Annotated in this window: 24 protein-coding genes, 2 tRNA genes and 1 riboswitch; of the genes, 11 read left to right on the top strand and 15 right to left on the bottom strand. The window is 72.7% G+C overall.

Going from position 1 to position 21,410, the window contains the following annotated elements:
• The first annotated feature begins 9 nt into the window (after positions 1 to 9).
• A complete protein-coding gene (locus tag AC3RKB_RS16235) occupies positions 10 to 1,689 on the top strand; it encodes an FAD-binding dehydrogenase (RefSeq protein WP_491437282.1) in 1,680 nt (559 codons plus the stop codon).
• Positions 1,690 to 1,730: 41 nt separating this feature from the next.
• Here AC3RKB_RS16235 and AC3RKB_RS16230 read toward each other — a convergent pair whose 3' ends face one another.
• Positions 1,731 to 2,414, bottom strand: a complete 684-nt coding sequence (locus tag AC3RKB_RS16230) for a DUF8185 domain-containing protein (protein ID WP_491437281.1) — start codon at positions 2,412 to 2,414, stop codon at positions 1,731 to 1,733.
• 95 nt (positions 2,415 to 2,509) lie between these two features.
• Between AC3RKB_RS16230 and AC3RKB_RS16225 the strand changes: the two genes are divergently transcribed.
• The 3 genes from AC3RKB_RS16225 to AC3RKB_RS16215 all read left to right on the top strand — a co-directional run bounded on the left by AC3RKB_RS16225 (position 2,510) and on the right by AC3RKB_RS16215 (position 4,531).
• Positions 2,510 to 3,391: an acyl-CoA thioesterase gene (locus AC3RKB_RS16225; protein WP_491437280.1), complete on the top strand. Its 882-nt coding sequence runs from the start codon at positions 2,510 to 2,512 to the stop codon at positions 3,389 to 3,391.
• A gap of 118 nt (positions 3,392 to 3,509) precedes the next feature.
• Positions 3,510 to 3,974, top strand: a complete 465-nt coding sequence (locus AC3RKB_RS16220) for a QcrA and Rieske domain-containing protein (RefSeq protein WP_491437279.1) — start codon at positions 3,510 to 3,512, stop codon at positions 3,972 to 3,974.
• Positions 3,975 to 3,979: 5 nt separating this feature from the next.
• A complete protein-coding gene (locus tag AC3RKB_RS16215; protein WP_491437278.1) occupies positions 3,980 to 4,531 on the top strand; it encodes a hypothetical protein in 552 nt (183 codons plus the stop codon).
• Between the two features lie 27 nt (positions 4,532 to 4,558).
• Here the strand turns inward: AC3RKB_RS16215 and AC3RKB_RS16210 are convergent, their stop codons facing one another.
• The 4 genes from AC3RKB_RS16210 to msrA form a co-directional block, all read right to left on the bottom strand.
• The gene (locus tag AC3RKB_RS16210; RefSeq protein WP_491437277.1) at positions 4,559 to 5,038 is read right to left on the bottom strand and encodes an acyl-CoA thioesterase; all 480 of its coding nucleotides are present in this window, start codon (positions 5,036 to 5,038) and stop codon (positions 4,559 to 4,561) included.
• 1 nt (position 5,039) lies between these two features.
• Positions 5,040 to 6,722, bottom strand: a complete 1,683-nt coding sequence (gene ettA / locus AC3RKB_RS16205; protein WP_491437276.1) for an energy-dependent translational throttle protein EttA — start codon at positions 6,720 to 6,722, stop codon at positions 5,040 to 5,042.
• 198 nt (positions 6,723 to 6,920) lie between these two features.
• The gene (locus AC3RKB_RS16200; protein WP_491437275.1) at positions 6,921 to 7,490 is read right to left on the bottom strand and encodes a single-stranded DNA-binding protein; all 570 of its coding nucleotides are present in this window, start codon (positions 7,488 to 7,490) and stop codon (positions 6,921 to 6,923) included.
• 180 nt (positions 7,491 to 7,670) lie between these two features.
• Positions 7,671 to 8,195, bottom strand: coding sequence for a peptide-methionine (S)-S-oxide reductase MsrA (gene msrA, locus AC3RKB_RS16195; RefSeq protein WP_491437274.1), 525 nt, complete (start codon positions 8,193 to 8,195; stop codon positions 7,671 to 7,673).
• A 17-nt stretch (positions 8,196 to 8,212) separates the two neighbouring features.
• Between msrA and AC3RKB_RS16190 the strand changes: the two genes are divergently transcribed.
• Together AC3RKB_RS16190 and AC3RKB_RS16185 are read left to right on the top strand one after the other, a co-directional pair.
• Positions 8,213 to 9,220 carry an aldo/keto reductase gene (locus tag AC3RKB_RS16190; protein ID WP_491437273.1) on the top strand — a complete coding sequence of 336 codons (1,008 nt, stop codon included), beginning with the start codon at positions 8,213 to 8,215 and terminating at the stop codon, positions 9,218 to 9,220.
• 85 nt (positions 9,221 to 9,305) lie between these two features.
• A complete protein-coding gene (locus AC3RKB_RS16185) occupies positions 9,306 to 10,016 on the top strand; it encodes a hypothetical protein (protein ID WP_491437272.1) in 711 nt (236 codons plus the stop codon).
• A gap of 46 nt (positions 10,017 to 10,062) precedes the next feature.
• On the opposite strand, the gene nadE is transcribed toward AC3RKB_RS16185, so the two are convergent.
• Positions 10,063 to 10,887, bottom strand: coding sequence for an NAD(+) synthase (gene nadE / locus AC3RKB_RS16180; RefSeq protein ID WP_491437271.1), 825 nt, complete (start codon positions 10,885 to 10,887; stop codon positions 10,063 to 10,065).
• Here nadE and AC3RKB_RS16175 point away from each other — a divergent pair.
• Complete coding sequence (locus tag AC3RKB_RS16175) at positions 10,849 to 12,204, top strand: cation:proton antiporter (protein ID WP_491437870.1); 1,356 nt, start codon at positions 10,849 to 10,851, stop codon at positions 12,202 to 12,204. The genes nadE and AC3RKB_RS16175 overlap by 39 nt on opposite strands.
• Here AC3RKB_RS16175 and AC3RKB_RS16170 read toward each other — a convergent pair.
• Positions 12,166 to 12,238: transfer RNA gene (locus AC3RKB_RS16170), tRNA-Arg, on the bottom strand. The two genes, AC3RKB_RS16175 and AC3RKB_RS16170, sit on opposite strands and share 39 nt — an antisense overlap.
• An 87-nt stretch (positions 12,239 to 12,325) precedes the next feature.
• On the opposite strand from AC3RKB_RS16170, the gene orn reads away from it, so the two are divergent.
• The 4 genes from orn to AC3RKB_RS16150 all read left to right on the top strand — a co-directional run bounded on the left by orn (position 12,326) and on the right by AC3RKB_RS16150 (position 14,820).
• A complete protein-coding gene (gene orn, locus AC3RKB_RS16165; protein WP_491437270.1) occupies positions 12,326 to 12,991 on the top strand; it encodes an oligoribonuclease in 666 nt (221 codons plus the stop codon).
• A 40-nt stretch (positions 12,992 to 13,031) separates the two neighbouring features.
• A tRNA-His gene (locus tag AC3RKB_RS16160) sits at positions 13,032 to 13,107 on the top strand.
• 90 nt (positions 13,108 to 13,197) lie between these two features.
• A complete protein-coding gene (locus AC3RKB_RS16155; protein ID WP_491437269.1) occupies positions 13,198 to 13,545 on the top strand; it encodes a metallopeptidase family protein in 348 nt (115 codons plus the stop codon).
• A gap of 24 nt (positions 13,546 to 13,569) precedes the next feature.
• Positions 13,570 to 14,820 carry a serine hydrolase family protein gene (locus tag AC3RKB_RS16150; protein ID WP_491437268.1) on the top strand — a complete coding sequence of 417 codons (1,251 nt, stop codon included), beginning with the start codon at positions 13,570 to 13,572 and terminating at the stop codon, positions 14,818 to 14,820.
• A gap of 9 nt (positions 14,821 to 14,829) precedes the next feature.
• Here the strand turns inward: AC3RKB_RS16150 and AC3RKB_RS16145 are convergent, their stop codons facing one another.
• The 8 genes from AC3RKB_RS16145 to AC3RKB_RS16110 all read right to left on the bottom strand — a co-directional run bounded on the left by AC3RKB_RS16145 (position 14,830) and on the right by AC3RKB_RS16110 (position 21,323).
• On the bottom strand, positions 14,830 to 15,078 hold the full coding sequence (locus tag AC3RKB_RS16145; protein ID WP_491437267.1) for a hypothetical protein: 249 nt from the start codon (positions 15,076 to 15,078) through the stop codon (positions 14,830 to 14,832).
• A gap of 32 nt (positions 15,079 to 15,110) precedes the next feature.
• The gene (locus tag AC3RKB_RS16140) at positions 15,111 to 15,692 is read right to left on the bottom strand and encodes a nucleoside/nucleotide kinase family protein (protein WP_491437266.1); all 582 of its coding nucleotides are present in this window, start codon (positions 15,690 to 15,692) and stop codon (positions 15,111 to 15,113) included.
• On the bottom strand, positions 15,689 to 16,486 hold the full coding sequence (locus tag AC3RKB_RS16135) for an energy-coupling factor transporter transmembrane component T family protein (protein ID WP_491437869.1): 798 nt from the start codon (positions 16,484 to 16,486) through the stop codon (positions 15,689 to 15,691). Before AC3RKB_RS16135 ends, AC3RKB_RS16140 begins: the two co-directional genes overlap by 4 nt.
• A 14-nt stretch (positions 16,487 to 16,500) precedes the next feature.
• Entirely contained in the window at positions 16,501 to 18,000 is a 1,500-nt protein-coding gene (locus AC3RKB_RS16130; RefSeq protein ID WP_491437265.1) for an ABC transporter ATP-binding protein, read from the bottom strand.
• Between the two features lie 2 nt (positions 18,001 to 18,002).
• Positions 18,003 to 18,686, bottom strand: coding sequence for an ECF transporter S component (locus AC3RKB_RS16125; protein WP_491437264.1), 684 nt, complete (start codon positions 18,684 to 18,686; stop codon positions 18,003 to 18,005).
• 38 nt (positions 18,687 to 18,724) lie between these two features.
• A riboswitch (TPP riboswitch) is annotated at positions 18,725 to 18,834 on the bottom strand.
• 61 nt (positions 18,835 to 18,895) lie between these two features.
• Positions 18,896 to 19,228: a hypothetical protein gene (locus AC3RKB_RS16120; protein ID WP_491437263.1), complete on the bottom strand. Its 333-nt coding sequence runs from the start codon at positions 19,226 to 19,228 to the stop codon at positions 18,896 to 18,898.
• A 66-nt stretch (positions 19,229 to 19,294) separates the two neighbouring features.
• A complete protein-coding gene (locus tag AC3RKB_RS16115) occupies positions 19,295 to 20,635 on the bottom strand; it encodes a DNA polymerase IV (protein ID WP_491437262.1) in 1,341 nt (446 codons plus the stop codon).
• Positions 20,636 to 20,675: 40 nt separating this feature from the next.
• Positions 20,676 to 21,323 carry a hypothetical protein gene (locus tag AC3RKB_RS16110; RefSeq protein ID WP_491437261.1) on the bottom strand — a complete coding sequence of 216 codons (648 nt, stop codon included), beginning with the start codon at positions 21,321 to 21,323 and terminating at the stop codon, positions 20,676 to 20,678.
• Positions 21,324 to 21,410 lie beyond the last annotated feature (87 nt).

Raw genomic sequence — 21,410 nt, 5'->3', positions numbered from 1 at the left:
GGAGTCCACGTGGCCGTCCCCTCCCCCGCCCCGCGGAACGAATTCGACGCCGTCGTCATCGGCGGCGGCCTCGCCGGCCTGACCGCGGCGGCCGAGCTCGTCGATGCCGGCAAGCGCGTCACGATCCTCGACCAGGAACCCGAGGCGAACCTCGGCGGCCAGGCCTGGTGGTCGTTCGGCGGGCTGTTCCTCGTCGACTCGCCCGAGCAGCGCCGGCTCGGCGTGCACGACTCGCTCGACCTCGCGCGCGAGGACTGGCTGGGCAGCGCGGGCTTCGACCGCGACGACGACGAATGGGGCCGTCGCTGGGCGGAGGCCTACCTGGAGTTCGCCGCCGGCGAGAAGCGCGCCTGGCTGCGCGAGAAGGGCCTGCGCTTCTTCCCCGTCGTCGGCTGGGCCGAGCGAGGCGGCGGCATGGCGATCGGGCACGGCAACTCGGTGCCCCGGTTCCACATCACGTGGGGCACCGGGCCCGGCGTGGTCGCGCCGTTCATCGCGAAGGTCCGTGCGGGCGAAGCGGCGGGCCTCGTCTCGCTGCGGTTCCGGCATCGCGTCGACGAACTCGTCGTCGAGGGCGGCGCGGTCGTGGGCGTGCGCGGAGCGGTCCTCGCGCCCGACGACGCACCGCGCGGCGCGCCGTCGAACCGCAACGTCGTCGGCGAGTTCGAGGTCCGCGCGCCCGCGGTCGTCGTCGCCTCCGGGGGTATCGGCGGCAACCACGAGCTGGTCCGCGCCGCGTGGCCCGAGCGGCTCGGCGCACCGCCGGCCACGATGCTCTCCGGCGTGCCCGCGCACGTCGACGGACGCATGCTCGGCATCGCCGCGGCATCCGGAGCCCGTCTCGTCAACGGCGACCGCATGTGGCACTACACCGAGGGCATCGAGAACTACGACCCGGTGTGGCCCTCGCACGGCATCCGCATCCTGCCCGGCCCGTCGTCCCTGTGGTTCGACGCGATCGGACGTCGGCTGCCGCCGCCGCTCTTCCCCGGCTTCGACACGCTCGGCACGCTCGAGCACCTCTCGAGGACCGGCCACGACCACTCGTGGTTCGTGCTCACGCAGCGCATCATCGAGAAGGAGTTCGCGCTCTCGGGCAGCGAGCAGAACCCCGACCTGACGAACAAGGACCTGCGGCTGCTCGCCGACCGGCTCGGCTCGGGCGCGCCCGGCCCGGTCGAGGCGTTCAAGGAGCGCGGGGCCGACTTCGTCGTCGCCGACACCCTCGCCGAGCTGTTCGACGGCATGCGTCGGCTCTCCCCCGACGGCCTCCTCGACACCGACCGCATCGAGCGCGAGATCGTCGCCCGCGACCGGGAGGTCGCGCACGGGTTCTCCAAGGACCTGCAGCTCACCGCCGTGCGCGGTGCGCGCACCTACCGTGGCGACAAGCTCATCCGCGTCGCGCCGCCGCACCGGATCCTCGACCCGAAGGCGGGCCCGCTCATCGCCGTCAAGCTGCACATCCTCACGCGCAAGAGCCTCGGCGGCATCCAGACCGACCTCGCGTCACGGGCGATCGGCGCCGACGGCCGCCCGGTGCCCGGCCTCTACGCGGCGGGCGAAGCCGCGGGCTTCGGGGGCGGCGGCGTGCACGGGTACCGCGCGCTCGAGGGCACCTTCCTCGGCGGCTGCCTCTTCACGGGTCGTGCCGCCGGCCGGGCGATCGCCGGCTCCGCGACGACGTGAGGGCCGAGCGGATGGCGCGTGGCCGCGCCATCCGGAAGCCCCTATGCCTTGAGCGTCCACGCCTTGCGGCGCACGAGCACGTGCCCGCGCCGCGAGCTGAGCCGCGTCCACGGGCCGGTCTCGAACAGCGCGACCGGGTCGTCGCCGAGGAAGCCGAGGCTGTACGCCGCGAACGCCGCACCGGCCGGCACGTACTCGAGCCCGTCGACGCCGCGACCCCACACCTCGGAGCGCACGCGCTGCACGAGCTGCTCGCCCGTGCCCTCGGGGATCGCCTTCGCGACCTCGTCGATTCCCGCGCGGGCCGCGCGCTCGAGGGTCGCCGCATCGGTCTCGCCGAGCGGCCGCCAGCCGCCCCGCGGCGGCGAGATGCCCGCCCACGTGACCGTGTTCACCTCGGGCGGCCGGGTCATCGTGACGGGGCGCGATTCGGCCTCGTCGTCGCCGAGCGCGCCGCGCGCGCGGACGATGCGCTCGACCACCGAACGCATGGGCACCACCACGTCGAAGTCGTCGGTCTCGAACAGCTGGAAGGTGCGCAGGCCCAGCACGGTCGGACTCTCGTCGAGGATGCCGCGCGGGTACAGGATCGCGGTGTACACGGCGAGGATGCCGTTGCCGGCGACCAGGCGCACGGCGCCGTCCTCGACCCGCGCCGCGCGCTGCAGGTAGGTGTGGAGGTCGCCGAGCGCGAGGCTGTCGGCGAGCGTGAATTGCTGGACCATGGCCTGTCTAGACTACCGAGAGAGCGCCGCGGCCCCCGCCGTCGCGCGCCTGCCGGCGGGCGGACCTTCGGCCGACCGACCCACACGGAGGAACGATGAGCGGTTCGATCGACGGCCTGCTGAGCACCCTGCGACTCACCGACACGGGCGCGCGCACCAACGAGGACATCTTCACCGGCCCGTCGCAGTGGATGCCGCTCGGCCGCGTGTTCGGCGGGCAGGTGCTCGCGCAGTCGATCACCGCGGCCACCCACACCGTGCCGGAAGACCGCACCATCCACTCCATGCACGGCTACTTCCTCCGCCCCGGCGACGTGCAGCACCCGATCACCTTCTCGGTCGACCGCATCCACGACGGCCGCTCCTTCTCGACACGGCGCACGCAGGCGTTCCAGCACGGCGAGCCCATCCTCTCGCTCATCGCGTCCTTCCAGACGCACGACGAGGGCTTCGAGCACCAGACGGAGATGCCGGTCGACCTTCCCGCCCCGGAGGGACTCCCTTCGACCGCCGACGTGCTCGGTCACCTCGACCACGACGTGGCCCGGTACTGGTCGAGCGAGCGGGCGTTCGACGTGCGGCACATCCCGTCGCCGGTATACCTGTCGGTCGAGGGCGAGCGGGTCCCTCGTCAGGCCGTCTGGATGAAGGCCTTCGGGAAGCTGCCCGACGACCCCCGCCAGCACCGTGCGGCGCTCGCGTACGCGAGCGACTACTCGATCCTCGAGCCCGTGCTGCGGGCGCACGGTATCGCCTGGGCGACGCCGGGCCTCAAGGTCGCGAGCCTCGATCACGCGATGTGGTGGCACCGCGACGCGCGGGTGGACGAATGGCTGCTGTTCACGATGGCCTCCCCGTCGGCGAGCGGCGGCCGAGGGCTCTCGGTCGGGCGCATCCACACCCGCGACGGACGTCTCGTCGCAACCGTCGCCCAGGAGGGCATGGTCCGCGTCCCCCGACCCGCCGCGTCGGATTGATCCTCACTCGTGCGAGCCGCCGAGTCTGGGTGATCGCCCGACAATCCCCCGCACGCCTCGCGCGGTGTCGCAGAATGGCAGCAGTGCCGCGACGGCGGCCCGGACGAGGAGGCAGCCCATGGACGACCCCCGTGACCTGACACGCCGGACGGCGCTCGCGCTCGGCGGGGCCGGCGCACTCGTGCTCGCCGGGTGCGCACCCTCGGGTGACGGCGGCGGTGGCGCGACGACCGCGCCGAGCGACGGCGAGGACGGATCGGGCGGCACGACCCCCGGCACGAGCGCCGCGGCCGGCGAGGAGGTCGCGGCCCTCGCCGACATCCCGGTCGGGGGGAGCATCTCCGCCATGATCGGCGACGAGCCCGTGCTGCTGGCCCAGCCCACCGCCGGCGAGGTCGTCGCGTTCAGCGCGATCTGCACGCACCAGCAGTGCGTGGTGGCCGCTGCCGGAGACCGGTTCGAGTGCCCCTGCCACGGCTCGGCGTTCGACGCGGCGACGGGCGACGTGCTCAACGGGCCGGCGCTCGAGCCCCTGAGCCCCGTGTCGGTGACCGTCGACGGCGACCGCGTCGTCGCGGGCTGACGCGGATGCTCGACTACGAGTTCGCGGGTCTTCCCCTGCACGTCCTGCTCGTCCACGTCATGATCGTGGGCGTGCCGCTCCTGGCGGCGCTGCTCGTCGTGGTGTGCGCGTGGCCGGGTGCCCGTCGCGTGCTCTGGCTGCCGACGCTGCTCGGCGCGTTCGCCCTCCTCGGCGTGATGGTCGTCACGATCGAGGCCGGCAAGTGGCTGCAGGCGCGCGTGCCGCCGGCCCCGCTGATCGAAGCGCACACGGGCCAGGGCGAGGACATCATCCCGTGGATGATCGGCCTCGCCACGATCTCCGCGCTCGTCGCCGCCCTCGCGATCGTCGAACGCCGTGAGCGCCGGGGCCGGACCGACCCCGAGGTCGCGGCGAACCGCGGCATTCCGGTGCCGCCGACGCGCCGGAGCCCCGTGCGCACGGTCGTCTCGGTGCTGCTCATCTTCGCCGCCGTCGGCGTGGGCGCGGGTTCCGTGTGGACGATCGTGCGCATCGGCGAGTCCGGCAGCCGGGCGGTCTGGGAGGGCTCGTTCAGCGACGAGCCCCTCGAGCGCTGAGCGCGCAGGCCGGCGTCCGACCCGCGGTCAGCGACGGCGGAACGCGAGGGACTCGCCGAGGTAGGGCTCCCACGCGGCGCGCTCGGCCTCGGTGATGCGTCGCGGCCGCTCGGTCGCGGCGTCGACGAGCACGATCGTCGTCACCGCGCGGGTGTAGAGCGTGCGCGGTTCGGCGCCGGGGGGCGAGTACACCTCGTAGCAGACGTCGAGGCTCGCGCCGCCCATGTGCCCGATCCACAGCTCGATGTCGAGCGGGAGCCGCTGGTACGGGATCGGCGCGAGGTACTCGACCTCCTGCCGGGCGATCAGCGTGAGCGTCGCCGCACCCGGCGACGCGTCGAGCACCGCGGTCGACGCGCCGACCGCGTGCTCGGCGGTGCCGTCGTCGTTCACCCAGAACGCCTGGATGCGAGCCTCCTCGAGGAGGCTCAGCATCCGGGCGTTGTTGACATGGCCGTACGCGTCGAGATCGCTCCAGCGGAGCGGCGTCGGCACGTGCAGTCGCACGTCAGTCCCTCGTGAGCTTGCGGTACGTGGAACGGTGGGGCTTCGCGGCCTCGGGGCCGAGCCGCTCGACCTTGTTGGCCTCGTACGCCTCGAAGTTGCCCTCGAACCAGTACCAGTTCGCCGGGTCCTCATCGGTGCCCTCGTAGGCGAGGATGTGCGTCGCGATGCGGTCGAGGAACCACCGGTCGTGCGTGATGACCACGGCGCAGCCGGGGAACTCGAGCAGCGCGTTCTCGAGGCTCGAGAGGGTCTCGACGTCGAGGTCGTTGGTGGGCTCGTCGAGCAGCAGCAGGTTGCCGCCCTGCTTGAGCGTGAGCGCGAGGTTCAGCCGGTTGCGCTCACCGCCCGAGAGGATGCCCGCGCGCTTCTGCTGGTCGGGCCCCTTGAACCCGAATGTGGACACGTAGGCGCGGCTCGGGATCTCGGTCTTGCCGACCTGGATGTAGTCGAGCCCGTCGGAGACGACCTCCCACAGGGTCTTGTTCGGGTCGATGCCGGTGCGCGACTGGTCGACGTACGAGATCTTCACGGTCTCGCCGATCTTGAGGTCGCCCCCGTCGAGCGGCTCGAGGCCGACGATCGTCTTGAACAGCGTGGTCTTGCCGACGCCGTTCGGGCCGATGATGCCGACGATGCCGTTGCGCGGGAGCGAGAAGCCGAGGCCGTCGATGAGCTGCCGGTCGCCGAAGCCCTTCTGCAGCTTCTTGGCCTCGAGCACCACGTCGCCGAGTCGCGGACCCGCCGGGATCTGGATCTCCTCGAAGTCGAGCTTGCGCGTGCGCTCGGCCTCCGCAGCCATCTCCTCGTAGCGGGCCAGTCGCGCCTTCGACTTGGCCTGACGGCCCTTGGCGTTCGAGCGGACCCACTCGAGTTCGTCCTTCAGGCGCTTCTGGAGCTTCTGGTCCTTCTTGCCCTGGACCTGGAGTCGCTCGGCCTTCTTCTCGAGGTACGTCGAGTAGTTGCCCTCGTACGGGTAGAGGCGACCGCGGTCGACCTCGCAGATCCACTCGGCGACGTGGTCGAGGAAGTACCGGTCGTGGGTGACCGCGAGCACCGCGCCGGGGTACTTCGCGAGGTGCTGCTCGAGCCAGAGCACGCTCTCGGCGTCGAGGTGGTTGGTGGGCTCGTCGAGCAGCAACAGGTCGGGCTTCTGCAGCAGCAGCTTGCACAGCGCGACGCGGCGCTTCTCACCGCCCGAGAGCACCGAGACCGGGGTGTCGCTCGGCGGGCAGCGCAACGCGTCCATCGCCTGCTCGAGCTGCGAGTCGAGGTCCCACGCGTCGGCGGCGTCGATCTCCTCCTGCAGGGTGCCCATCTCGGCGAGCAGCGCGTCGAAGTCGGCGTCGGGGTCGGCCATCGCGGCCGAGATCTCGTTGAACCGGTCGACCTTGGACTTGATCGGCCCGACGCCCTCCTGGACGTTCTCGAGCACGGTCTTGGACTCGTCGAGCTCGGGCTCCTGCATCAGGATGCCGACCGAGTAGCCGGGGCTGAGCCGCGCCTCGCCGTTGGAGGGCTGGTCGATGCCGGCCATGATCTTGAGGATCGTGGACTTGCCAGCGCCATTGGGACCGACGACGCCGATCTTCGCACCGGGCAGGAACGCCATCGTCACGTCGTCGAGGATGACCTTGTCGCCGACCGCCTTGCGGGCGCGCACCATTGAATAGATGTAATCCGCCATTTGCCACCAGTCTACGGGGCGAGTGCGGCCCACCGGACAGCCCGCGGCCGGGCGGACGGCGCCGTGTCGCCCGCCCGGCGCCGGCCGGTCGGATCCGGGCGGCGGCGAGCGCGTCGATGAACGCGCGCCCGCCGGCGCTCGGACCGGCCCGGGTCACCGCAACGTCGGCCGAGTCGAATAGCGGCAGGGCGGTGGGCGTCAGGCGTCGACCCGATCCAGGGCCAGGTCGTCGGGATCGACCTGCGGGAGCGCGTCGGTCCCGCCGACGACCTCGGAACGGGAGTCGTCGTTCGAAGCGGCGTCGATGCCCCACCCGACGGCAGGGGTGCTCCAGGCGTCGACGGGCGAGGCGACCTCGGACTCGCGGTCTCCCGGCGGCAGGGACTCGGCCGTGTCGGCGGCGCGCGCCGCGGCGGAGGTCCTCGCGTACACCGTCGTGCCCCAGGCCAGGTCGTGGCCGACCGAGTCGGCGTCGATCTCGATCGCGGTGCCCGACTTCTCCTCGGTCCTCCACTCGCGAAGACGCAGCCGGCCGTGCACGACGACGCGCTCGCCCTTGCGGATGGACGTCGCGGTGTTGAGCGCGAGTTGCCGGAACGTCGAGACGGTGTACCAGTTGGTCTCGCCGTCGGTCCACTGCCCGGTGGCGCGGTCGAAGTACCGCCGCGTGGAGGCGAGCCGGAAGTTGGTGATCGAGAGTCCGGCAGGGGTGACGGTGGGTCGCGGGTCGCTGCCCACGACACCGGTCACGGTGATGAGGTCGGTCATTGTGGTGTGCTCCTCGGAGTCGGCGCCGCCGCGGATCGGCGGCTCGCGGCATCCGGGGCCCTCGTGCCGGAACGACCCCGGATGCCGCTTCCCACAGCGTGGCGGCGGCACCGCGACGTCCGCCGGCCCGGTCGTGCGGCCGTGGACGATCGGGAGCGGTGTCGGCCTGTCGAGGAGGGGTCAGGCGACGACGTAGTCGGCGTACGAGCGCCGGATCTTGTTCACCTTCGGCAGCGCGACCGCGAGGCAGTAGCCCTGGCCGGGGTTCTTGGCGAAGAAGTCCTGGTGGTACTCCTCCGCGTCGAAGAACTCGCCGAGCGGCTCGATCGTCGTGACGACCTCGCCCGGCCACCACTCGGCGGCACGCTCGCGCGCGGCCTCGAACCGCTCGCGCTGCGCGTCGCCGTCGAAGAACATCGCCGAACGGTACTGGGTGCCGACGTCGGCGCCCTGCCGGTTCAGCTGCGTCGGGTCGTGCAGCGTGAAGAACACGTCGAGGATCACCTCGCGCGGGATCACGTCGGGATCGAAGTCCACGCGCACCGCCTCGGCATGCCCGGTCGCCCCGGTGCAGACCAGCTCGTACGACGGGTTCGGGAGCGACCCGCCCGTGTAGCCCGAGACGACGTCGTGCACGCCGCGCAGCGTGCGGTACACGGCATCCAGGCACCAGAAGCAGCCGCCGGCCAGAACGAAGCTCTCCATCGCCATAGGCTAACCGCATGACCTTCGTCGCCGTTCCCGACCGCTACGACCGCATGGCCTACAACCGCATCGGGAGGAGCGGACTGAAGCTCCCCGCGCTCTCGCTCGGGCTCTGGCACAACTTCGGCCACGACCGTCCCCTCGACACGCAACGCGCCATCGTCCGCCGCGCGTTCGACCTCGGCATCACGCACTTCGACCTCGCCAACAACTACGGCCCGCCGCCCGGAAGCGCCGAGGAGAACTTCGGTCGCCTCCTCGCGACCGACCTGAAGCCGTACCGCGACGAGCTCATCGTCTCGTCGAAGGCCGGCTACCTGATGTGGGACGGCCCGTACGGCGAGTGGGGCTCGCGCAAGAACCTCCTCGCGTCGCTCGACCAGAGCCTCGGGCGTCTGGGACTCGACTACGTCGACGTCTTCTACTCGCATCGCCCCGACCCCGAGACGCCGATCGAGGAGACCATGGGGGCGCTCGCGCACGCGGTGCGACAGGGCAAGGCGCTCTACGTCGGCGTCTCGAACTACTCGCCCGAGCAGACACGTCGCGCCGCGGAGGCGCTCGCCGCCGAGGGGGTGCCGCTGACGATCCACCAGCCCCGGTACTCCATGTTCGACCGGCACATCGAGGAGGGCCTGTTCCCCGCCCTCGACGAGGTGGGGGCCTCGGCGATCGTGTTCTCGCCGCTCGCGCAGGGCTTGCTCACGGACCGCTACCTCTCGGGCGACGTGCCCGCCGGTTCGCGCGCGGCCACGAGCCACTTCCTCCCCGCCGACCGGATCAGCGAGGAGTACCTCGAGCGCGCCCGAGCACTGAACGACCTCGCGCTGGCGCGCGGCCAGTCCCTCGCGCAGCTCGCGCTCTCGTGGGTGCTGCGCGTGCCGCAGGTCGCCAGCGCGCTCATCGGCGCCTCCAGCGTCGCGCAGCTCGAGCAGAACGTCGCAGCGCTCGACGCCGCGGCGCTGACCGACGACGAGATCGCGGCGATCGAGCCGTACGCCGCGCACGGTACCGCACTCGGCTGAGGCCGACCTGCCGCCGTGTCGCCGCGCCGGAGGCACGCCGCGAGGCCTCCGTCGCGGCGGACGCGCGCGACGCTAGCCTTCGCTCATGCAGTGGTGGAATGACTTCGTCGCCTGGCTCCTCTCGGATGCCGCACGCCCGATCCTGTTCGCGGCCGCGGTGATCTTCGTCTCGCTCGTCGCGGCGGGGCTGCTCTCCGCGTGGATCGCGCGGCGCGCCGTACGCGGGATCATCCGCCAGCGCGACCGCGAGCTGCGCAACTCCGCCGTGGCCGCGCTCGTCGACGCGGCGACCGAGGCCTCGGTGTGGAACTCGCTCACCCCGCAGGAGCAGGTTCTCGTCGACCGATCCGTCGGCCAGGCCGACATCCAGGTGCGCCTGCTGCCGATCAAGGGCGCGGATGTCGCGGCCGACTGGGCCTCGCACCAGCTGCACGAGCTCAAGCGTGCGTCGGCGACGTTCGGCTACCAGCTCGATCCCGCCGTGGTCGAGTTCCGCGAGCGGATGCTCGAGTGGCAGCGCCATCCGTCTCGCACGCGCCGCGACTTCAAGAACGACCTCGACCGCTGGCGCATGCAGAAGGACGAGCCCGGCCAGACGATCGCCACCGCACAGGACTCGTGGGTGGCCGAGCAGCACCACGACCGCTACGCCGCGACGCCGCTGGCGGAGGCGACGACGCTGCCGGAGGCGACGCCCGCCGTGGTCGAGCCGGCCGATGCGACCGACGACCTGGCCGACGCGGACACCGATCGCCGTCCGGTCGCTCAGCGCGACCCGGCCGTCACGGCCGACTGAGCGTCAGGTCGGCCGCAGCGCGCGGGCACCCGCGCGGTGCCTCGCGTCAGCCGCGCCACCACGCATCGAACATCGTGACCGGCTCGGCGCGCTTGTGTCGGGTCTGGAGGAAGCGCGCCTCGATCTTCTCGGCGATCGCCGGGGCGATCTCACCGCCCTCGAGGAACTCGTCGATATCGGAATAGCGCAGTCCGAGGTTCGCCTCGTCGGACTGGCCCGGCTGGTGGTCGAGCAGGTCGGCCGTCGGCACCTTCTCGTAGAGGCGCTCGGGCGCGCCCAGGTGCACCATGATCGACCGGCCCTGACGCTTGGTCAGGCCCGACAGGGGCAGCAGGTCGGCGCCGCCGTCGCCGTACTTCGTGAAGAAGCCCGTGACCGCCTCGGCCGCGTGGTCGGTGCCGACCACGAGCAGGCCGGCCTCGCCGGCGAGCGCGTACTGGGCGACCATGCGCATGCGGGCCTTCACGTTGCCCTTGCCGAAGTCGCTGATCGGCGCGCCGAGCGCGGCATCGAACTCCGCGGCGAGCCCGTCGACGCCACCCTTGATGTTGAAGTCGACGACCTCGGCGGGCCGAATGAAGTCGAGCGCGAGCTGCGCGTCGGCCTCGTCGCGCTGCACGCCGTACGGCAGCCGGACCGCGACGAACCGCGCAGGGCGCCCGTCGGCCGCGAGTTCCTCGACGGCGAGCTGGCAGAGTCGGCCGGCCAGCGAGGAATCCTGCCCGCCGCTGATGCCCAGCGCGAGGCCCTTCGAGCCCGACGCGACGACGTAGTCCTTCAGGAAGTCGACCCGCCGGCGCACCTGCTCGGCCGGGTCGACGACGGCTTCGACATGCAGTTCTTCGATGATCCGGGCCTGGAGGTCGCGCATGCCACGACCCTACGGCACGCATGTGACGAGCGGATGTCGCGTGCGCGCGCCCGCCGCGGCCGCCCACGGTCGGCTAGCATGCCGACCAACACGCGAGGAAGGGGGCTCCGCGTGACCGTCGACCTGTCCACGCTCGTGCTCGTCCCCGCGATCGCCGCGATCGCGCCGCTCGCGACGCGCGCCGTGGGACGGTGGCTGGCGATCCCGCTGGTGGTGTTCGAGATCGTGCTCGGCATCGTGCTCGGCCCCGACGTGCTCGACTGGGTCCAGTCCGACGCGTTCATCGGGCTGTTCGCCGACTTCGGCCTGGCGATGCTGTTCTACCTCGCCGGGCGCGAGATCGACTTCTCGGCGATCCGCGGCACGCCCATCGTGCGCGCCGGGATCGGATGGCTCGTCTCGCTCGCCGTCGCGATCGGCCTGGGCCTGCTCATCGAACCGAGCGCCGGCGCCGCGTTCGTGGCCGTCGCCCTGACCTCGACGGCCCTCGGCGCGCTGCTGCCGATCCTCCGGGACGCCGGGATGCTCGGCACGCCGTTCGGCGTGTCGATCCTCGCCATCGGGGCGGTCGGCGAGTTCGCACCCCTGCTGGCCATCTCGCTCTTCCTCAGCGGGCGCACGCCGTTGCATGCCGCGCTCGTGCTCATCGCGTTCACCGCGATCGCCGGAGTGCTCATGACCTTCGCCTCGCGCGGCGATGGCGTGCGGCTGCACCGCGCGATCGAGGCGAGCCTGCACACGAGCGGCCAGTTCGTGGTGCGGCTCGTGATGTTCGTGCTGCTCTCGCTGGTCGCGCTCTCGATCTTCCTCGGCATCGACATGCTGCTCGGCGCGTTCGCGGCGGGAGTGCTCGGCAAGCTCCTGCTGGCCGGCGCCTCCGACCACGAGGCGGAGGTCACCGAGGCGAAGATCGAAGCGGTCGGCTTCGGCCTGCTCGTGCCGGTCTTCTTCATCAACACGGGCATCACCTTCGACCTGCACGCACTCGTCTCCGACGGCCGCACGCTGCTGCTGCTGCCGCTGTTCACCGTGCTCCTGCTCGTCACGCGCGGAATCCCCACGGCGTTGCTTGCCCCGCCGGGGTCGAGCATGCGCGAGCGGGTGTCGACGGGCTTCTTCGGGGCGACGGGCCTGCCGATCATCGTGGCGGTGACCGCACTCGGCGTGGACGCCGGCGACCTGGACCCCGGCATGGCCGCCGCGCTCGTCGGCGCCGGCCTGTTGTCGGTCCTGGTGTTCCCGCTCGCCGCCCTCACGGTCCGGACGGGGAATCCTCGGCGCCCTCGGCAGGAATCGAACCTGCGACCAAGAGATTAGAAGGCTCCTGCTCTATCCGCTGAGCTACGAGGGCCGATCGCCACCACGATACCGCAGCGTCCTGCGACGCTCGCGGCACGCGCGCCCGCCCCGTGTCGGGGCGCGCGATTAGACTCGCGGCATGGCTTCCTCGAGTGACCGACTGGTCTGGATCGACTGCGAGATGACCGGGCTCGACCTCGAGGTCGACGAGCTGGTCGAGATCGCGGTCGTCATCACCGACTACGACCTGAACCCCGTCGACGCCGGGATCGAGATCGTCATCAAGCCCGACGCGAGCGCGCTCGAGGCCATGAGCGACTTCGTTCGGGCGATGCACACCGAGTCGGGCCTCATCGACGAGATCCCCGACGGCGTCTCGGTCGCCGAAGCCGAGTACGAGGTGCTCGAGTACGTGCTCAAGCACGTGCCCGACGAGCAGCGGGCCCCGCTCGCGGGCAACTCGATCGGCACCGACCGGGCGTTCATCTCACGGTTCATGCCGCGCCTCGACGCGCACCTGCACTACCGCAACGTCGACGTCTCCTCGATCAAGGAGCTCGCGAAGCGGTGGTACCCGCGGGCCTACTTCAACGCGCCCGCGAAAGACGGCAGTCACCGCGCCCTGGCCGACATCCTCGAGTCGATCCGCGAGCTGCAGTACTACCGTCGGGCGGTGTTCGTGGCCGATCCCGGCCCCACCAGCCAGGAGCTGCAGGCGATCGCGGCCGAGGTCGCGACCGATGCCGGGCTCGACGCGGCGGCGGAGCCCGGCCCCGTGTCAACGACGACCCCCAACGTGGTGTAATCTCGTAGGGTTGCGAATCGCGGAGACGCGGTCGCGCATGGTGGGTATAGCTCAGTTGGTAGAGCGCCTGGTTGTGGTCCAGGAGGTCGCGGGTTCAAGCCCCGTTACTCACCCCAATGAGCGCCTGGTTGTGGTGCAATACCTTCAACGAGGTCGCGGGTTCAAGCCCCGTTACTCACCCCCATGACTCCCGAACGGAGCCGCCCGTGGAACTCGATGCCGAGGCCTTCGAGCAGCTCGTGGTCGATGAGCTCGACGAGCTCCCCGACGACATGGTCGACGGCCTCGAGAACGTCGTCTTCGTCGTGGAAGACCGCCCCGAGGACGGCTCGCTCGACCTGCTCGGCCTCTACGAGGGCACCGCGCTCACCGAGCGCGACCGGTACGGGTTCGGCGAGATGCCCGACCGGATCATGCTCTACCGCGAGCCGCTGCTCGCCGTCGCCGAGACCGAGGAGGAGCTCCGCGACGAGATCCACGTCACGCTGGTCCACGAGATCGCGCATTTCTACGGCATCGACGACGACCGGCTGCACGAGCTCGGCTGGGCGTGACCGGTCCCGCGTTAGCCTGATCGCATGAGCCCTTCCCCCGCTCGCGTGGTCGGCATCGCCGTCGGCACGCTCGCGATCCTCGCCGTCGGCGTGTACGGCCCGGCGATGCTGCTCGGCCCGCTCCCGGCGGTCGACGTCCGCGTCGACGAGGGGCAGGTGGCCGCGCCGCCCGCTCCGGCCTCGGTGGCCCTTCCCGCCGACGGCGCCTCGGCCGTCGCGCTCATCGACGACGCCGGCGAGGCCGAGCTCGTCGCCTCGGCCGCCGATGGGGCGGCCGCGCCCATCGGCGGCGCCGCCAAGCTCGTGACGGCCCTCGTGACGGTCGACTCGCTCCCCCTCGCCGACGGCACAGGTGGCCCCGACATCCCGATCGGCGCCGAAGACTACTCGACCTACGTCCGCTACGAGAGCGAGGGGTCACGCGTGCTGCAGGTCTCCCCCGGCGAGACCTGGAGCCAGCGCGACGTGCTCCGTGCCGTCGTGCTCGCGTCGAGCAACAACCACGCCGACACGCTCGCGACCTGGGCGTACGGGAGCCTCGACAACTACGTGCGCGAGGCGAACGGATGGCTCGAGGAGCACGGGTTCGACACGCTGCGGGTGGCCGACGCCACGGGCCTCTCCGGCGAGAACGTCGGCACCGCGAGCGAGCTCGCGCGCCTCGCGGGGATGGTCCTCGCCGATCCCGCGCTCGGCGCGATGCTCACGGGCGACGACGGACCGCTCGCGGCCGACGAGCGCCGCATCCCCGACGTCATCGCCCACCTCGACGGCGACGGCATCCGGGCGATGAGCCGCAGCTACACCGACGAGGCGGCCCTGTCGTTCGTGTTCACATCCGAGATCACGGTCGCCGATGAGGCACGGCGCATGGTCGGGGCGATGACCGGGGTCGACGACTACGAGACCCTCGACCCCGCCGTGCTCGCTGCCGTGGAGAGCATGCAGGCCGCGTCGGCACCCGTGGAGATCATCGCCGCGGGCGCGCCGTACGGCGAGGTGGAGTCTGCGTGGGGCGACCGCGCGCAGCTCATCGCCGCGGCCGGACGGACGGATGCCGCGTTCGGCGCCGCGCCGGACGCCGCCACGGTCGACGTCGAGCCGTTCACGACGGCGGCGGCCGGCCGCCAGGTGGGCACGGTGACGGTGCGACTCGGCGAACGGGACATCAGCTCGGCACTCGAGCTCGACGAGGCCATCCGCGACCCGGGGCCGCTGTGGCGACTCACCCACCCCGGTGAGCTGATCGGAGCGTTCCTCGACGGGAACGCCTGAGGCTCGGCCTCAGTCGTTCTCCTGGTCGTACTCCACCGGGTCGGAGTCCGCGGCGTCGAACCGGAAGCGCACGCGCAGCTGGCCGTTCACCTCGTGCTCGCCGACCGCCTCGTACCAGAACAGCGACTCGAGGCCGTCGACCGCGGCGACCATGCCGATGCGCTGCTCGGGCTTGCCCCCGACGAGCGCCCGCTGCTCGAAGTCCCCCTCGAGTGGGCCGTCGAGGAACTCCGCCACGTAGGTCGATGCATCTGCCATGACCCCACCGTAGTCCCGCGAGGCCGGTGGGGTCATGCGCCGCGCTGGCCCGGACGGCCGAGCCGGACCCGGACGGCGGCGAGGCGACCGGGGCGCACCTGGCCGAGGTAGCGACGCCAGTCCGCCTCCCAGTCGTCCCAGTACGGGTCGAACGTGCCCTGGTCGCGCGAGAGCGCCCGGTGGCGGCGCTCGGCGTACGGCGCGTCGAGCCAGACCCGCACGGCATCGCGCCGATTGTTTCCGGCGAGGAACGCGCCGCAGCCGTCGATCACCATCGGCGGGCCCGGTGGGACCCACGCCTCGCCGCCGGCGCGGTCGGCGACCCAGTCCCACCGGTGCACCACGCCGACGCCTCCGCGGGCGCGCGGCTCGACGAGCGAGACGCCGAGCGTGCCGGCGCCGCGACGGAGGCCGCGCCATCCCGGGATCGCCTCGTCGACGCGCACGACGATCGGGGCCGCGCCGGCCCACGTGGCGAGGAGCGCCCCGGTGAAGGTCGTCTTGCCGGCCCCGCTGGGCCCGTCGACGAGCACGAGCGGATGGCGCGACGCCGCCGCGGCACGTCGCACCGCGGCGAGTGCAGGCTCGAGTGCCAGCACGCGACCGCCGATCACGCCCACACCGGATGGAACGTCCCCGCCCAGACGGACCCGGCGATCGCGACCGCCGCGATCGCGGCCGCGATCACGAGCAGCGCCGCATCGGGCGCACCGACCCGAGACGGCCGGGCCCAGGTGCGCTCGATGTGGGCGCCGAAGCCGCGCGCCTCCATGGCCGTCGCGAGCTTCGTGCCGCGCCGGATCGCGAGCACGAGCAGCGCGAAGGCCATCGTCGCGGCGCGGCGGACCGCGCCGTGGTCGCCGATCCCCCGCGCTCGGCGGGCGAGCGACATGGCCCGCCAGTCCTCGACGAACAGGCCCACGAGCCGCGTCGCCGCGAGCGCGCCGAGCACGAACCGCGCGGGCAGGCGCGCCACCTGCGCGAGGCCGTCGGCGAGGTCGGTGGGGTCGACCCGCATGAACAGCAGCGCGGCGGGCAGGCCGATCGCGAGCACGCGCACCGTCACGGCGATCGCCAGCTCGATCGAGCCGTCGGTGATCCGCGCGAGCCAGAACTCCCAGTACACGGTGCCGGACGGCTGGCCGTAGAGGAGCATGCTGAGTCCGGCGAGGGGCGCCGCGATGAGGATCGGCCAGGTGCGACGCACGAGCAGCCCCGGCGTCACCCCCGCGATCGCGAACAGCACGAGCTGGATCACGAGCGCGATGGCGGCGCTCACCCAGTCGACCGTGAGGAGCAGCGGCGTGGTGAGCACCATGGCCGCGGCGAGGCGCGTCGCCGGATTCACCCGGTCGACGAACCGCAGCGTCGGCTCGGATGCGGCCCCGGCTCCGGCCCCGGCCGCCACGAGTTCGTGCGCGCTCACGATCGGCTCCCGGCGTGGTCGCGTGCGTCGTGCGGTTCGAGCGTGAGGTGCTGCGCGCCGAGCGAGGCGGTGAAGGCGAGGTCGTGCGTGACCGAGAGCAGCGTCGTCCCGCCGCGGACCAGCTCGTGGAGCAGGCGCACGAGCTCGACCCAGCCGAGGCGATCCTGGCCGAACGTCGGCTCGTCGAGGATCACGACGTCGGGGCGCGTCGCGAGCACGGACGCCACCGAGAGTCTCCGGGCCTCCCCTCCCGAGAGCGTGAACGGGTTCGCGGCCGCGAGGTGGTCGAGCCGAAGGCGCGTCAGCACCTCGTCGACGCGCGCATCGACCTCGTGCTCGGGCAGGCGCAGGGCACGCGGCGCGACGGCGATCTCGCCGCGGACCGTCGCGGCGACGAACTGGTGCTCGGGCTCCTGGAAGACCGTGCCGATGCGGGTGAGCAGGTCGCGCGATCGCCATCGGATGGGCGACGTGCCGAGCCCGCGGGCGAGCGCGGCGGCCGCCACGACGGAGCCGCCCCGCGGCTCGAGCAGGCCGCCCAGGGTGAGGGCCAGCGTGGACTTGCCGGCACCGTTCGGACCGGTGAGCACGCTCGAGGTGCCGGCCGGGAGCGTCAGGTCGAGACCCTCGTGGAGCATGGTGCCGCGCGCGCGACCGATGGCGAGCTCGCGTGCCGCGAGCATCGGTGCGCCACCGGCGGCCGCGCCATCCGTCGATGTCGGCACCCCGAGCGGGACACCCGGCACCCAGACGCCCGCGGCGGCGAGCTCGGCGGCGCGCGCCGCGAGCACGTCGGACGGCGCGCCGTCGGCGATGAGCGCCCCATCGCCGCCGAGCACGACCACCCGGTCGACGAGGTGCTGCCAGACCTCGACGCGATGCTCGACGACCACGAGCGTCGCGCCCGTGCGGTCGAGCACGCGCTCGACGGCCTCGCGGACCTCGGCGACGCCCGCAGGATCGAGGTTCGCGGTGGGCTCGTCGAGCAGCAGCAGGCCGGGCCGCATCGCGATCGCGCCGGCCAGGGCGAGCCGCTGCTTCTGCCCGCCCGAGAGCCGCGCGGTCGGATGGTCGAGCGGCAGGTCGAGTCCGACGGCCTCGACGGCCTCGGCGACACGGCGCCACGTCTCCTCGCGCGGCACGCCGAGGTTCTCGCACCCGAAGGCCACGTCATCGCCGACGCGCGCGAGGATGACCTGGGAATCCGGATCCTGCAGCACGAGCCCCGCGCGCCCGCGCGCGGCGGCCGCCGGCCGCCCGTCGATCCGGAGCGAACCGGCCTGCTCGCCCTCGTCGTCGCCGCCGAGCACGCCGGCGAGGGCGTGCAGCAGCGTCGACTTGCCCGAGCCCGACGGCCCGAGCAGCAGCACCCGCTCGCCCGGCTCGACGACGAGGTCGATGCCCTGCAGCGCGTGGCGGCGGCGACCGGCGTGCCGCCAGCCCCACCCGGTGGCGTCCACGCGGGCGGGGCCGGCGAGACCGGCGGAGTGGTTCACGCTCAGACCCGTCCGGTCACGTCCCGTCCGGCGCCGAACCGGTTCAGGGCGCCCGTGGCCGCGAGCGCGCGCACGACGACCCAGCCGAGCAGGCCCGCGAGGATCGCGCCGGACACCACGACGGTGCCGAGGTAGAGGGCGAGGAACTCGGCGGACTTCTGCAGGTTGCCGGAGAGGAAGAGCTCGAGCGTCCACGCCGCGAGGCCCGCCGCGGCGCCGGCGAGCATCGCCGTCACCACGCCGAACCGGCGGTAGCCGCCTGCGAGGAAGACGAGCTCGGCGCCGAGGCCTTGGGCGAGGCCCGAGTAGATCGTCTCGATGCCCCACTGGTTGCCGACCAGGGCCGACACGATCGCGGCGAGCAGTTCGACGTAGAGCGCGGCGCCGGGCTTGCGGATGATCAGGCCGCCGAGCACGCCGCCGATGAGCCAGATGCCCACCGCGATGCCACCGAGGCCCGGCGTGACGGCGTCGGCCGCGCTGAACCACGCGTACCCGACGTTGTTCCAGAACAGGAAGACCAGGCCGGTCGCGACGCCGATGACGCTCGCGACGACGATGTCGACCACGCGCCAGCGCGTGCGTCGCGCGGGCGCCTCGGGTGCGGCGGTCGAGGCCTGGTGCTCGGATGCCGCGCGGTCGGTTGCGGCGGTGGTGCGGTCGGTGCCGCTGGATGTCTCGTGCACTGTTCGTGCCCTTTCGTCTCGTGGAAAGCGGCACGGGAGATGAGAATCTCTGCCCTCCCTGCGCTGGCATGACCCAGATCAGGTTCGACGGTCGAAGGTTGAGAACCTTCCTCTCAGCCCGGCTCACCGGACTCCCGTGTTCGACCACGAGTATACGCCCGCCGTGCGCCGCATGACGCGGCGGGCGGGTCGGCGCGAGCCCCGTCGGGCTAGCGCTTGAGGGCGCGGATGATGAGCCTCAGCGCCTTCCCCGTGACGGCGACGAGCGGGATCGCGACGATCAGCAGCCCGAGGATGTTCGGCTCGAAGCGCACGTCGCCGCCGCGGCTCACGTACGCACCCAGCGGCACCGACCATCCGCCGCCGCCACCGCCCGAACCCTCGCCCTGCTCGGGGGCGCTGCCCGAGCCGCCGCCGAAGCCGTAGCCGCCGAGGGCGACGGGAACCAGGTCGACGCCGCCCATCTGCACCTTCTCGGCGTACGAGGTGCGAACGCCAACCCCGGCGACCTTGTCTGCGAGCTCGAGCACGAAATCAGCCATGCCGCCACGCTACCGGCCGCGGCCTCGGCCTCGAAAGGGCCTTGACGGATGCCGCGGCCCCTCGCGTCACGAGAAGGCGCGCGCTCCGGGCGGCACCGGGCCGTCGGCAGGGCCGGATCGCCGCGGCGGGCGCGACGCGCGCTCGTCGGCCTCATCGCGCTCCCAGCCGGTGCCGGCCGTCGGCAGCGGACCGGGCGCGTCGGGCCGCACGAGCGACGCCGGCCGCACCGCACCGCGCCCGAAGCGCCGCACGACCTCGTCGATCGTGCGCTCGGCGTCGCGCCAGTCCTCGTCGGGGTCCCACAGCGGCGCGCCGTCGCCCGCGGCGCGGAGCTGCTCGGCGCGCACGCCGATGAGCCGGACGCGACGCCCGTCGCCCACGAGCTCGCCGAGCGGCACCAGCGCCTCCTCGTAGATGCGGCGCGCGACATCGGTCGGCTCGGCGAGGGTGCGCGAACGGGTCACGGTGGTGAAGTCGCCGTAGCGCAGTTTGAGCGTGACCGTGCGCGCGAGCTGCGCCGCCTTGCGCAATCGGACGCCGACGTCGGTCGCGAGGCGGAGCAGCTCGCGCGCGATCTCGTCGGGGTCGACCAGGTCGTGGTGGAAGGTCGTCTCGTGCCCGATGCTCTTCTCGACCCGGCGGGTCTCGACATCCCGCGGGTCGATGCCGTTGGCGAGGCGCGAGAGGCGGGCGGCCAGCGCCGGCCCGACCGCGCGGGTCAGCGCGTCGGCCGGCATCTCCGCCACGTCGCCGACGGTGCGCAGCCCGAGCTTGAGCAGCGATTCCTCGGTGACCCGGCCGACACCCCACAGCGCCGAGACCGGCAGCGGGTGGAGGAACGCGACGGTCTCGCTCGCGGGCACGACGAGCATGCCGTCGGGCTTCGCCCGCGAGGAGGCGACCTTGGCGACGTACTTGCTCGCGGCGACGCCGACCGAGCAGGTGAGCCCGGTCTCGTCGCGCACTCGGCGCCGGATCGTCCACGCGATCTCGGCGGGCGTGCCGTGCAGCCGCCGCGCCCCGGAGACGTCGAGGAACGCCTCGTCGATCGAGAGCGGTTCGACGAGCGGCGTCAGCTCGCGGAAGATCGTCATGACCCGGTCGGAGTACTCGGCGTAGCGCGCGTAGTCGCCCCGCAGCACGACCGCGTTCGGGCATCGCTGCAGGGCGACGGACATCGGCATCGCCGAGTTCACCCCGAAGCGACGCGCCTCGTAGCTCGCGGCCGCGACCACGCCGCGCCCCGCGGTGCCGCCGACCAGGACGGGCCTGCCGCGCAGTTCGGGCCGCCGCAGCAACTCGACCGAGACGAAGAAGGCATCCATGTCGACGTGCAGGATCGGTGTGGCCGAGTCGTCGACCGGGCCGGTCGTGACCTGGCGCGACGAGCCGTCCTGCTTGCTCATGCAGCGACCCTAGCGGTCACGACCGACGCGGTCGTGGCGATCAGAACCCGCCGAAATCGCCGCCGCCGAAATCGCCGCCGCCGAAGTCGCCGCCGAAGTCACCGCCACCACCCCAGTCGCCGCCGGAATCGCCGCCCCAGTCGCCGCCGGAGTCCGCCCCGGCATCGCCGGAGGCATCCGCCCCCTCGGCGCCGGCCGCGTCGAACGCCGCCGGGTCGGGAAGGAACGCCTGCGCGATCGCCGAGCCGATGACGACGCCGGCCACGGTGCCGAGCAGCGAGCTGCCGACCATCGAGCCGAACGACGGCCCGCCCGGGCGCCCGGACCCCGCGCCGCCGGCGGGCGCGCCGGCGAAGGCGCGCTCCATCGAGCCGGGCTGACGCAGCTCCTGGCGCGTCGCGGCGCGAGCGAGCGACTGCGGGTCGTCGGAGGCGATGCGTTCGCCTGCGGGTGCCTGCTCGGCGAGCGAACGATACACCTGCTGCCGCTGCTCGGGCGTCAGCTTCGCGAACGCCTCGGCGTGCACCGCCTCGATCGACTCGGGCGGCGCGGTGCGCAGCAGGTAGCGGTAGCGCTCGATCGCGAGCTCGTCCTCGCTGAGACGGCGCTGCTGCGGTGCCTGGGGCACCGACGGTGCGGGCCGGGTGCGGTCGTCGCCGCCGCCGAAGAGCCGGTCAAGGAATCCCATGATGTCCTCACTCTCGTAGGGGTCGCCAGCGTACCGGCGCCCGCCATGAACCCGCTGGGAAGCGGGCGGATGCCGCGGCACGACGAC

It is taken from the genome of Agromyces capsici (assembly GCF_058349965.1).
This window is presented reverse-complemented; position numbering and strand designations above follow the sequence as displayed.